We start from the raw sequence: 13,031 nt of genomic DNA on the forward strand, positions 1-13,031 counted from the left end.
GCAACTGTACAAAAACGCGCCTGTGGATTCCGAAATCGGGACAATTTCAAGATCGCCGTATATTTCCATTGTGGCGGGCTTGACCTTTATCCGACTTCAGCGACCCACAGGAAAGTCTGATGAATCATATTTTTAAATACACCGGTTATGTGACGAGCGATCTAACGATTACCGCGCTGTATGGTACATCGAGCTCGAGCCACAAGCAGACTCCTAACGGTTACGACGCTAACCTGTTTCAAACATCCTCAACACCTGCAACCCAGGTGCCGGGTTTGGTCTATAACAACCCGCAAGTGGTTGGCGGCAATCTGCCCCGACCAGGTTCGGAAGACAGCGATAAAACCTTCCGTCTGGATGCTGAATATCACCTCAACAATCACTCGATACGTGGTGGTATCGATTACACCAAAACTGAATCGGTTTATGGCTTTTCGACCGCAGGTGGTGGTTTGTGGCAGTACGACAAAACCAATAGTCCCACCAGTCCGTTGCCGTTTGGCGGCAATTTGACCCCAGCCCAAGGCGGTGGTTATGGGACGCAAGGTTATTACGTTGAGAGTGATTTCAGCAGCATTGGCGCTAAGCCAAAAACAACCTCGTCCGCGCAATATATTGAAGACCGCTGGCAGGTAAATAAACAAGTCCTATTGAGCTTAGGACTGCGTAATGAGCAATTCACCAACCGCAATGATCTTGGTCAAGTCGTTGAAACACAACACAACGAACTCGCCCCGCGACTGGGTGCATCGTGGGATGTGAACGGCGACCAAACTTTGAAAGTGTTTGGCAATGCCGGACGCTACTACATGCCAGAGCCGAACATGATCGTGGTTGGTCAATCGGGTTCCATCGTTGCGACGAATCAGTACTACACCTACACCGGTGTGAACCCAACGACTGGCGCGCCAACTGGTTTGAATCCGATCAGCGGTGTTGTCTCCGTTAATGGCTATTTTGGTCAGCCACTTAATCCGCAAGAATCGGTCGCGCAAAATATTAAGCCCTTATATACCGATGAATTTACTCTTGGCTTTGAAAAGGCGTTGGCAAAAGGCATTAACGTTGGTTTGAGCGTGAACTACAACAAACTGCGTAGCACGCAAGCACAGTTGTGCGATCCTGCGCCGATTGATAACTGGGCCGCTGCACACGGAATTGATTCCACTTATTTCGATAACAGCAATGTCGCGCAAAACTGCATTCTGATTAATCCAGGTCAGGCCAACACCTTGCTGGAAGATTTCACCGGTAATGGAAAACTGACTAAAGTTAATTTGAGTGCGGCAGATATTGGCTATCCACGTGCTGCCACGCGCGTCTATAAAGCGCTCAATTTATTTGCCGAGCACGAATTTAGAGATAGCTGGTATGGCCGCGTTGACTACACCTATTCGCAATTAAAGGGCAATACCGAAGGCGAAATTGATACGGCGGGCGGCGGCACCGTAACGGAAACGGCTGTGTGGAATATCAAGCAGATTATGGATAACTCCTATGGCCTGTTACCAAACGATCACACCCATGTGATCAAAGCGATCGGCTATTTCCAAGTCACTCCCGAATGGACCTTGGGCAGTAATTTGAATATTCAAACCGGCGCGCCAAAGAGCTGCTACGGCAACTACCCTAACGCACAACCGGGAAGCTATGCCGCTGGTTACGGCTCAAGCTTTTTCTACTGCAATGGCGTAGCAGCCGATCGCGGCAGCCTTGGCCGCCTGCCAACCGACGTGCAGTTGAACTTGGAAGTGGCTTATCAACCAGAGATTTTGCGTGGTTTGAAATTTAAGGTCGATGTGTTCAACGTGCTCAATCGTCAGACTGAATTGAGTGAAAACGAAACCTATAACTCCGGCACCTTAGTCAATCCTAATTTTGGTCAGGCCGGTGCATTGGCGGGCCCTAGATTCGGTCGCTTGACGCTGGAATACAACCATAAATTTGACTAATAGTTGGGGAAGATAACGATGAATAAACATAGCGCGTTTAAAAAGAAAATGATTGCACACGCGGTAGTAGTTGCACTCGGAACGCTGGCGCTGTTAAGCGTTGCCGCAGCGCAGACGACGGATGCGGCTGCAACTAGCGCACAAAAACAAGCCGACGACAACTTGCCGGATTTATCCAAGCCAGTGCATAGGGTGGAAGTCACCGGCAGTAACATTAAGCGTATGGATGCAGAACAGGCATCACCTGTGACAGTGATTTCTAAACAAGAAATTCAACAAATGGGTGCCAATACCTTGCAAGAAATTTTGGTGCACGTGAGCCAAGCAGTGCCGGATTTAGTCGATTCGATGAGTATGTTTACCGGCACCGAAGGTGCAACCGATGCCAATCTTCGCGGACTCGGTCCCGAGGCGACTTTAGTGTTATTAAATGGTCGCCGCTTATCAAATTACGGCACGGCTTACGGTGGTCAATATCAGTTCGTTAATATCGATACGATTCCGGTTGATGCGATCGAGCGGGTGGAGATTTTGACTGACGGCGCATCCGCGATTTATGGTTCTGATGCTGTGGCTGGTGTGATTAACGTCATTACCAAAAAGAGTTATAACGGCGCCGAGTTGCACGCTAGCGGCACGGCGGTTCCTAAGACTTCCAATAACCACGAATACAATATTGGCGGGAGTTTTGGGTTCGGTGATTTGGCGACAGATAAATTCAATGTGTATGGAACGCTTAATTTATTTGATCGCGAAGCGGTCTATCAAAACCAAATTCTGAACGTACTTAACCCGACTTGGCTGCACTACAATCCGACCTATATTGCTGGCTTTCACGGCAAGGATGGTAGCGCGCCGGATGTCATTAATCCGGGTACGCAATTTACTTATACCGACGCAGGGACCACGATTAATCAACCTAGCCCGGGATGCCCGACTCCTGTGATGCCCGGTTCTGCCGCGCAGCAATCATCCCTCAACACAGTTTGCGCGTTGAATTCGCTGGCACTGGGTAATAACTGGATTCCCTCGTCACGCCGCCTTAATTTATTCATTAATGGTCACTACGAGTTCGATAATTCGATGGAAGGATTTATCGAGTTATCTGGCACGATGGTCAAACTCACGACCCAGTTATCGCCGCCCAACTTGTATAGCGGTGGTAACTGGTCTTGGTATGCGCGCAATACCGGATTCAACTTAAATAATTTCGCCTTCCCTTATTTATCGCCCACCAATCCGTTCAACGTGGTCGCCAATAATCCGGCCTTGCAAGGCAATATGGGTGGCGTTGCTGGGCTGAATTACACATTGTTGGATGATCCAAAATTCTCGCGCCACATCGACACCGACGATGAATATCGCATCGTCGCCGGTCTGCGCGGCACCTTGGCAAACAACTGGGATTGGGAATCCGCCATCACTATTGCGGGCACGCACGGCGACTTAGAAAGTCAGGGCTACAACCCAAGTCCGGCGGGCATATTAGCGGCATTTGGGCCGTTCACAACGGTCAATACACCGAGCGGCGCGTATCAAGTCATTAGCGATCATCCGGCTTACCAATTAGGCGTCACTAACGCAAATAATTTGGCGTTGATGAAGCAAATGTTTCCGTATTTCAGTTACGAGTCATGGGATGAAATCGCCAACTGGGACGGTAAAGTCTCCGGCAAAATTGGCACGCTCAGCGGTGGCGACGTCATGATGGCAGCGGGTGCTAACTTAAACCACGAATCGTTCAGTAGCCCAGGCGCCGGCAATGCCGCGAATGGTCAAATTGCGTGGCAGGGTGGTTCTTGGTATCAAGGTAGTCGCTCAACCGAAGCGGCCTATGCTGAGATCTTGGCTCCGTTAACCAAAAAGCTGGAAATCGACGCTGCGATTCGGGATGATAAATATCCTGACTTCGCTAATCACATCGTGCCTAAAGTCGGAATTCGTTATCAGGTTGCCGATTCGTTGGTAGTACGTTCAACCTTCTCGCAAGGCTTCCGCGCGCCGAGTTTGGCCGAATCGGGAACCGGCGGTATTTATCAACAAACCGTGGTCAACGATCCAGTACGTTGTGCTGAAACCAATGCCATCATCGCGACGCTATCGAAGTCACCTAATCAACAAGATGTGTTGACCGCGCAGGGCTTACAAAGCTCTTCGCAATGCACTGGCACGGTCGCCGGTGGCATTACCACGCCGAACCCCAAGCTCAAACCAGAGACTGCCAATATTGCTAATTTTGGTTTGATTTTTAATCCGGTTAAGCAGTTTGATATCTCGGCTGACTATTGGATTATCGATCGTAAAAACGAGATTGTTCAAAACAATCCTAATACTTTGGTGGCCAACGGATCAGCCCAAAGCCCTGGCGGCATTCCCGGTGTATTTGTGCGCGGCCCACTGACGATCGGGGATATTGCGATCAATAATCAAGTTGCCACCGCCTGCGCTGCCACACCAAGTATTTGTGCCGGCGGTGCACCTAGCTATCAATACGGTAATTTGGCTGGCGTGATCAATTCTTATATCAACCAGACTCAAAGTTTGGTCGATGGTTTTGACGTCAACGCCAATGCTCACGTTGATTTGAGTGGCTACGGCAAGCTCGATTTCGGCTGGAAAGCGACCATCAAACACCGGATTGAATCATTGGGCGCGAATCCAGCTTGGATCGGCAATCAAGTCGGCACTTACGGCACGCCGCGCATCACGGGCGTATTTTCAACAGCGTGGCATTACAGCGATGTGGATTTATCGTTGATGGCTAATTACACTGGCCCGCAAGCCATTTTGTCGGCCTATCCAAACGGCGCGTTTAGTGATCTGGCATCCTGTGAAGGTAACTACAACGTCACAAAAACGCAGTGCGAAAACGGGCTAGCGTCCAGCTTATATTGGACTGGCAATGTCAATTGGCATCCAACGGCGCAAGTTAGCTTAAATTTAAACGTGCAGAATTTGTTTGGGCATGAACCGCAATACGATCCGCAAGCATGGATGGGAATTAACCAGTTTGAATTTCCGTACATGAGTGGCCGTATCTATAAATTGACGGCGAACTACAAGTTCTAATTTTTAAGTTTTCATTTATAAGTTTTAATTAGTACGCTAAGACGACCTTCTCACTTGGCACGATCATCGCGATGATGCTCGTGCCGTTTTTTTGATGGACTAACTTCGCAAAGAATAATGCTGGAACAGGGATGATAAAACGACGTCAATTTTTAAAAATCGGTAGTACGGGAATCGCCGCTTCCGTTGCTATGTTGAGTGGATTCAAAACCTTTGCGCAGAGCGTTGAGCGCACCGAGGCGCCATTTCGGTTTAGTGAAGATGGTTGCCAGTTTCTATTGCACCAAAAGCCGTTCCAAATCCGCAGCGGTGAAATGCATCCGGCTCGCATTCCACATCAATATTGGTTGCATCGAATCCAAATGGCCAAAGCTATGGGCATGAATACGATTGCGATTTATATGATTTGGAATTTTCACGAAACCACCGAAGGCGTGTTTGATTTCACCAGTCCAAGTCATGACATCGCTGAATTTATTCGCTTGTGTCAGCAAGAGCATATGTGGGTCTTGCTGCGCGCCGGCCCTTATGTCTGCGGCGAGTGGGACAACGGCGGTATCCCGTCTTATTTATTGAAAACGCCACGCACACCGCTGCGCGCTAATTCCCTTAAAGCTCCGCGTTATATGGCGGCAGCGACACGCTACTTGGAGCGCATTGCTGCAATCGCTAAACCATTAATGATTGCCAACGGCGGTCCGATTTTAATGGTGCAGATTGAAAACGAATTTGGCTCTTTTGCCAGCGATACGCGCTATTTGGAAGAGCTGCGCCAGTGTTGGCTAGCGCAAGGCATAACCGGGCCGTTCTACACCCAAGATGGCTTGCCGCAATTGCGCGAAAATAGCACCTCGATTTCGGGCGCAGCAATTGGTTTAAGCGGTGGCGAATTGGCTGACGTCATCGCCGTGCGTAAACAATATCCTGGCGCACCAGCGATGTGCGGCGAACTGTACCCGGGCTGGCTAACTCATTGGGGCGAAGCCAAATTACAAGGGACCGATGTCGATATTAGTTCGACCTTGCAGGACTTTATGCGGCATCGCATTTCCTTCAATATTTATGTCATTCATGGCGGAACAAGTTTTGGCTTTAACGCTGGTGCCAATACCGAGGCGCGTTATATCCAGCCGGATATCACGAGCTACGATTATGCTGCGCCGATTAGTGAACAAGGTGCGCCGACGAAAGCGTATTTTAAGTACCGAAGACTGATTCAAGCCGCTCTGCATGAACCGCTGCCGCCTGTGCCTAATGCAATTCCCACCTTAAACTGGCGTGCGTATCCGCATTTAATGCCGACCTTATTTGCCTCGCTTTGGGATAATTTACCCGAGCCGATTAAGACGGTTGAGCTGAACAATTTTGAAGACTTAAACCAATCAGGCGCGTATGTTTTGCATCGTAAGCAGCTAACTGGCGCGAGGCACGCTCACTTAATTGCCCCGCAAATTAATGATTACGCGACCGTGTTTATTGATGATCGCTATGTGGGCGGATTTTCCCGCGTGAAGCTATCGCACGTTCAGATCGTTAAGCATCATCTCCAACTCAATAATCGACCAACTCCACCGTCATTGGCCTGGCAGGCTGAAACAGAAGATCCCATGTTAGATGTGTTGGTCGAGTCGCTGGGACATATTAACTATGGCGCGGAACTGGGCGACAACAAAGGTGTAGTAAAGCCGCTGATGCTACAAACGAGTTCAACTGGTGGCGGCATTGCGAGCCAAGCATTAACGGATTGGTTGACGTATTTATTGCCCATGGATTCAAGCTATATCCAACACTTGCAACCGATTGTGACCAAGGAGAACAAAGCGGGTCTATTCTTTAGATTGACGCTTAACTTGGACGAGGTAGCCGATACCTATATTGATGTTAGTCACTGGACCAAAGGTGTGGTTTGGGTCAACGGGCACAATCTGGGGCGCTATTGGTATATCGGCCCCCAGAAACGGCTGTACTGTCCCGCACCTTGGTTACAGCAGGGCGCGAACGACATCATTATTTTTGATTTGCATCAGACCAAGGCGGCGCCGATCTTTTTGGCAGATAAGCTCGCTTAGGGTTGATAGCCCCATGCGGCGAGTATCGGATTTGGGTCTAGCTGGGCTGGGTATTGAGCCCAGAGTGTTTTCAATTTAACGCTAATTGGATGGCTGAATTGGCAATTCAAACGGCTTTCATCATCCTGAAAAATTTGCCATGCACAATGCGGTGGCAATTTATAATTTGCTGCAAATTTGTCGACACCGGGCTGAACAACTTAATCGGAGATCAAACATGAAAAAACATTGGATGCTGCTTGCGCTGGCAATTGGCTTAGCCGCTGGACAAACCAAGGCTGCTGATACCAGCATACCGGCGAGCCGATTTGGCAAACTTGATCATGTTTTTCTGATCTTGATGGAAAATCAAACCAATACCGATATTCTCGGCAACCCAAATGCGCCATTTATCAACGCCTATTCTAAAGTTGCTAACCACGCCACCAACTATTTTGCAGTTGGTCACCCCAGCGCACCGAATTATTTGGAAATAGTTGGAGGTTCAAACTTTGGTCTGACCAACGATTTTTGGCCGAACTGGGTTGGAACCGGTTGCGTGGACAATGCGCCCAATAGCAAAGGTTGCGCTAATCCGATGGCTCCGATCGCTGAAGCAGGTCTCGATAATGCCGTAGTTGCCACCGCCACCGAAGCCAGTCAATGCAATGGTGAAGTCGAGGTCAAAGACGTAGCAGTTCCGAACAATTGCGCCTTGCGCGACTATCCCGCCACCCGCTTCACACCGAAGTCGATTGCCGATCAATTGGTTGCCACCCATCGTAGTTGGAAAACTTACCAAGAGGATTTGCCCACCGTTGCGCCCGGCGCATTAGGCGTAAATTACTCCGATGGTGCATGGTCGAATCTGAGTCCAGCGAGCGTTTTTGCGTCTGGCCCAATTCAAAAACTGTATGCCGTCAAACACAACCCCTTCGCCTATTTCCGTAATATCCAAGTGGGTCAAAATCCAGAGCTAAGTTTTGCGCGGGTAGTTGATTTTAATGGTGCTAACGGCTTGTGGGCCGACTTACAAAACACCATGCCTAACCTGTCATTAATTGTACCGAATCAATGCCACGATATGCACGGCGGCGTCGCTGGCGGAACGCCGATCTGTTCATCTAAAACTGATGCCCAGAGAGCGTTATTGATGCAGCAAGGCGACGCTGCGTTGGCCCAAATCGTCGGTGGGATTAAGAGCTCACCAAGCTGGAAACACGGTCGCAATGTGATCGTCGTAGTGTGGGATGAAAACGATTTTTCGAATGCGGCCAATCGGGTTGTGATGCTGGTTGAAACCAACTATGCGGCGAATAAAAAGCGGAGCAACAAACCCTATGACCATTTCTCATTATTGAAAACCATGCAGGCAGGATTTGGCCTACCTTGTTTAAATCATGCGTGCGACGCGACTTCGCAAGTGATGGATGAAGTGTTTGGCGCTGCTGGGAAGTGATAGCGCTAGGTTTGATCTCGCGCGGGTGAGATCGGATGTATTAACAGGCGAAGCGAATGCCAACAACATTAATGTGGCAGTGCTTCGCCGTTTTTTTAGATCAATATCTCTGCACAGTTCGGGAGAGTTCCCTACGCAGATTGCGCCTCAACGTACTCGATAAATTTGGTCAAATTCCGCGCCATCGTCGAAATGCTTTTTCTGGACCTGCGCCCAACTGCCATAGATTTTTTCTACGGTAAATAGCGTAATCGGTTTGAAATTAGCTGCGTATTTTTGTGCGGCGATTGCCGAACGTGGTCGGAAGAAGTGGCGCGCGATGATGTCTTGACCTGCTTCGGAATACATAAATTGTAAATAAGCGGTGGCCTGTTTGCGCGTTCCTAAACGATCCACGATTTTATCCACTACCGCGACTGGTGATTCGGCCAAAATCGAACTCGCTGGATAGACCACATCGAAGTTGTCGCCAAATTCTTGGCGCACCAATTCCACTTCATTTTCAAACGTGATCAACACATCGCCAATATTGCGCTGCGTGAAGGTGGCGGTGGCGCCGCGTCCGCCGCCATCTAAGACCGGTACATTCTTAAATAGCCGCGTGACTAATTGGCGCGCTTGGGCTTCGCTGCCGCCGCTATTGATGACCGAGCCCCATGCAGCCAAATAGGTGTAGCGACCATTGCCTGAGGTTTTGGGATTAGGCACGATCACGCTCAAACCTGGTTTGCCTAAGTCGTCCCAGCTCGTGATGCTTTTTGGGTTGCCTTTTCGGGTCAAAAACACCATGGTGGAATAAAACGGTGCGGCATTGTTGGGGAAGCGCTGCTGCCATTGCGCTGAGACGATGCCGTTCGCGGCCAAGATGCTGATGTCAGTGGGCTGGTTCATCGTCACAACCGAGGCTTCCATTCCATCCAACACCGAACGCGCTTGCTTACTAGAGCCGCCGTGCGACTGCTTGATGATGACTGTTTCGCCAGTAGCTTTTTTTCCAGTCAGCGGCAAAGGCTGGATTGATATCTTTGAATACTTCGCGGGTGACGTCATACGAGGCATTGAGAATCGTCACGTCTGCGTGCGCTGGTGAGATGGCTATCAGCGTGACCGAAGAAAGGAGCAAAGTAATCCAGCGCGAGGCGAATTGAATGGGTGTTTGGGTGGACATAATCGTAAGCGGTAGTGGGAGATGTTGTATTGTGCTGCTCAAATCGCGGAAAGCAAACAATATTTTTGTTTCATCCTTAGTTGAAAAAATAGTATGGAATTGCTTCGATTTCACGAGGTAGGTTTTAATCTATTGAGCTTAAGGGGATGTTGTTTGTCCGTTATTTCTCCGCTATTGCTTCGGCCAACATTATCGCGATTGGCGTATCTGTTATATTCCTGCGGAAATGAATAAATAAATCAATAAATAAAAAACAGGAGACGTAGGCATGACGATTACCCAATCAGACTATGTGCAGCTTGACGCAACCGCCATGGCCGCGCTGGTGCGCAACAAAGAGATCTCGGGAAAGGAATTGCTAGCTGCCGCGCTGCGGCAATATGAGCTGGTTAATCCACAGATCAATGCCGTCAGTGCCTTGCTGCTGGAACATGCGCAGCGTCAAGCGCCCAATGTGAGTGGTGTTTTGGCTGGTGTTCCGATGCTCATTAAAGAAGTGACGCAAGACTACGCGGGACAATCAACGAGTTACGGCAGTCGCGCGTTTGGTAACATCGTTGCGACCCAACATTCCACCATCGTGCAGCGTTTCTTAGATGCTGGGGCGCAAATTTTTGGAAAGACCACCACACCAGAATTAGCGCTCAAAGGCGTGACCGAATCGAGCGCATTCGGTATCACGCGCAACCCGTGGGATGTGACGCGCACACCGGGTGGCTCCAGCGGCGGTTCGGCTGCGGCGGTTGCGGCGGGGATAGTGCCGATGGCGGGCGCAAATGATGGCGGTGGTTCGATTCGGATTCCGGCGGCGTGTTGCGGTTTGTTTGGCCTGCGCCCATCGCGCGGTCGCGTGTCAGTCGGGCCAGCGCAGGGCGAAGTTTGGGATGGTGCATCGAGTGATTTGGTGATTTCACGCAGCGTGCGCGATACGGCTTTGGCGCTTGATGTGCAAAGCGCTGCGGCAGTCGGTGATCCCTTCGTGATTGCGCGTCCTGAGCAAGCTTTTTCCGCATTGGCAGTGCGAGAACCGGGACGTTTGCGGATTGCGGTCAATCGACTATCCCCGCTCGGCACGGCGGTTCATTCTGATGCAGTGGCTGCGGTCGATAAAACGGTCGCGTTGTTGCAATCGCTCGGTCACGAAGTTGTGGAAGACGCACCGCGCTACGATGGCACAGAATTAGCGCGCTGCTATATTCATATGTATTACGGCCATGTCGCTGCCACCATCGCGCAAGCACGCTCGCTCGGCGCGTGTGCCTCGGATTTTGAAATGTTGACGCAAATTTTAGGCGTGCTTGGACGAGCTATGAACGCGGGAGAATATGTGAGCAGTCATCGCAAGTGGAATCAGTTTGCGCGCGTTTTGGGTGACTTTTATACGCGGGTTGATTTGTACCTCACACCCACGCTGGCGCAAGCACCAATCCGTCATGGCGAATTAGATTTACCAGTTTGGCAGCAAGCAATGTTGGGCATGTTGTTGCACTCAGGCCTGTTGAACGTGCTGGCGCGGTTGGGTATCACCGATGGTTTGGTCGATCAAATCGCACGCGATAGTTTGAGCTTTACGCCGTTTTCGCAATTGGCGAATTTGACCGGAACTCCGGCCATGAGTGTGCCGTTGTATTGGACTGATGAAGGCTTGCCGCTAGGCGTTCAATTTTGCGGTCCGTTTGGCAGTGAGGCGCGTCTATTGCAATTGGCGAACCAGTTAGAAACGGCGCAACCGTGGTTCAAAAAATTACCTAATTTGGCACTCGGTTGAGCATGCATTGCAGTTTCGCTAACCAACTGGCTTGTCCCATTTTCTTGCAGATTCAGCGGGCAAACTGTTAGCGCTTTAGGCGGGTAAATGTTAACCTCTGCGTCCTTGGGACGAGTTCAGCGCAACTGGCGTTATTGGAAGTTGATCGCTCGGTCTAAATAATCACAATTCAATCAGGAGAAAACCATGTTTAGTCACATTTTTGTCGGCGCAAATGATGTCGCCGCTTCCAAGAAATTTTACGATGCAGTGCTCGGCACCTTAGGTATCGCACCCGGTCACGAAGACGATAAGGGGCGGGTATTCTACAAAACGGAATCCGGTTTATTAGGAATTACCAAACCGATTAATGGCGAACCAGCCAGCGCGGGCAACGGCGGCACGATTGGTTTTTCTGCTGCAAGCGCTGAAATCGCCGATCAGTGGCACGCAGCCGGTATTGCCAATGGCGGCACAACGTGTGAAGACCCACCGGGTTTGCGTAACGGCGGCAAGCTGTATTTAGCGTATTTACGTGATCCAGCGGGTAATAAGTTGTGCGTATTGCATCGCCCGAAATAAGCGCGTTGTAGTTCCCAAAGCGCCGCCGATGAACAACCAGTCGGCGGCGCTTTTTGTGATTCAATAGCTTTTTTGCTACATCTTTAAATTCCCATCGAATTCCAACCCAAATCGCGTGCTGATCGCACTCATCAAATACGCAGCAATTGTTAAAAATTGTGTTATTGTTTTTCACCATTTAATTGCTCAATACTTTTGCACCCATTCAGTTCCCCCCGCAGCACAGCAACAAAGTCAACGTAGTAGTGTGAACTAGCCGATATTAAATTTTAATAAGGATTAGGAACATGAAGCGCAATACGGCATCTGTTGTTCGTCAGTTTAAAAAGGCACTCCCGCAATTTCCGGCTGGTTTAAATCAATATCACAGCTATGTAAAGCCAACCGCCAAATTACCCAAAGCTCCCCCATCGCTCGACACCTACACCAAGATTAAACGCTGGCCCTTGGATGGCAACGCCTATTACGGCGATTGCACCATGGCCGCCGCCGCGCACGCGATCCATTTATGGAACGTGATTACCCACGAGTCAAATCCGGTTCCGCTGACCTCCGAAGTGGTGCGCGAATATCGGAAATTCGCCAAGACCCCACAAGCCGGATTAATCGAAGCTAATGTGCTCAAAACATGGCATCGCGGTGGTTTGTGGGGCCACCGAATTCTTGGCTACACACCAATCAATGTGCACAACATTGCCATGATTAAGCAGGCCGCTTATTTGTACGGACTGGTGTATGTGGGCGTGCAATTAACCAAAAGCGCCGAAAAACAATACAAGCAGCGCAAACCGTGGGCATTAGTCAGAGATTGGAAAACGGAGATTCCCCTTGGTGGCCACGCCATACCTATCGTCGGTTATGACCGAGATTGTTTTTATGGATTCATCAGACTTTCCTGTGGGTCGCTGAAGTCGGATAAAGGTCAAGCCCGCCACAATGGAAATATACGGCGATCTTGAAATTGTCCCGATTTCGGAATCCACAGGCGCGTTTTTGTACAGTTGCT

7 protein-coding genes and 1 pseudogene are annotated in these 13,031 nt (G+C 49.9%); 7 read left to right on the forward strand and 1 reads right to left on the reverse strand.

Features of this window, described 5'->3' with window-relative positions; translation table 11 throughout:
- Positions 1-119: 119 nt before the first annotated feature.
- From E2I14_RS18730 to E2I14_RS18745, 4 genes are all read left to right on the forward strand, one after another.
- On the forward strand, positions 120-1,952 hold the full coding sequence (locus tag E2I14_RS18730; RefSeq protein ID WP_133331408.1) for a TonB-dependent receptor: 1,833 nt from the start codon (positions 120-122) through the stop codon (positions 1,950-1,952).
- Positions 1,953-1,970: 18 nt separating this feature from the next.
- A complete protein-coding gene (locus E2I14_RS18735) occupies positions 1,971-5,021 on the forward strand; it encodes a TonB-dependent receptor domain-containing protein (RefSeq protein WP_133331410.1) in 3,051 nt (1,016 codons plus the stop codon).
- A gap of 131 nt (positions 5,022-5,152) precedes the next feature.
- Positions 5,153-7,090, forward strand: a complete 1,938-nt coding sequence (locus E2I14_RS18740; RefSeq protein WP_227544819.1) for a beta-galactosidase — start codon at positions 5,153-5,155, stop codon at positions 7,088-7,090.
- Positions 7,091-7,307: 217 nt separating this feature from the next.
- Positions 7,308-8,528 (forward strand): alkaline phosphatase family protein, encoded by a 1,221-nt coding sequence (locus tag E2I14_RS18745; protein ID WP_165967901.1) that lies wholly within the window; start codon positions 7,308-7,310, stop codon positions 8,526-8,528.
- Between the two features lie 147 nt (positions 8,529-8,675).
- Here the strand turns inward: E2I14_RS18745 and E2I14_RS18750 are convergent.
- Positions 8,676-9,696 (reverse strand): annotated as a pseudogene (locus tag E2I14_RS18750) (sulfate ABC transporter substrate-binding protein).
- A 268-nt stretch (positions 9,697-9,964) separates the two neighbouring features.
- Here E2I14_RS18750 and E2I14_RS18755 point away from each other — a divergent pair.
- The 3 genes from E2I14_RS18755 (at position 9,965) to E2I14_RS18765 (ending at position 12,984) form a co-directional block, all read left to right on the forward strand.
- The gene (locus E2I14_RS18755; protein ID WP_206105684.1) at positions 9,965-11,464 is read left to right on the forward strand and encodes an amidase; all 1,500 of its coding nucleotides are present in this window, start codon (positions 9,965-9,967) and stop codon (positions 11,462-11,464) included.
- A gap of 186 nt (positions 11,465-11,650) precedes the next feature.
- On the forward strand, positions 11,651-12,025 hold the full coding sequence (locus E2I14_RS18760) for a VOC family protein (protein WP_133331414.1): 375 nt from the start codon (positions 11,651-11,653) through the stop codon (positions 12,023-12,025).
- A 287-nt stretch (positions 12,026-12,312) separates the two neighbouring features.
- The gene (locus E2I14_RS18765) at positions 12,313-12,984 is read left to right on the forward strand and encodes a hypothetical protein (RefSeq protein WP_133331416.1); all 672 of its coding nucleotides are present in this window, start codon (positions 12,313-12,315) and stop codon (positions 12,982-12,984) included.
- The last annotated feature ends 47 nt before the right edge of the window (positions 12,985-13,031 follow it).

This window comes from Sapientia aquatica (assembly GCF_004358105.1).
GTDB lineage: Bacteria > Pseudomonadota > Gammaproteobacteria > Burkholderiales > Burkholderiaceae_D > Solimicrobium > Solimicrobium aquaticum.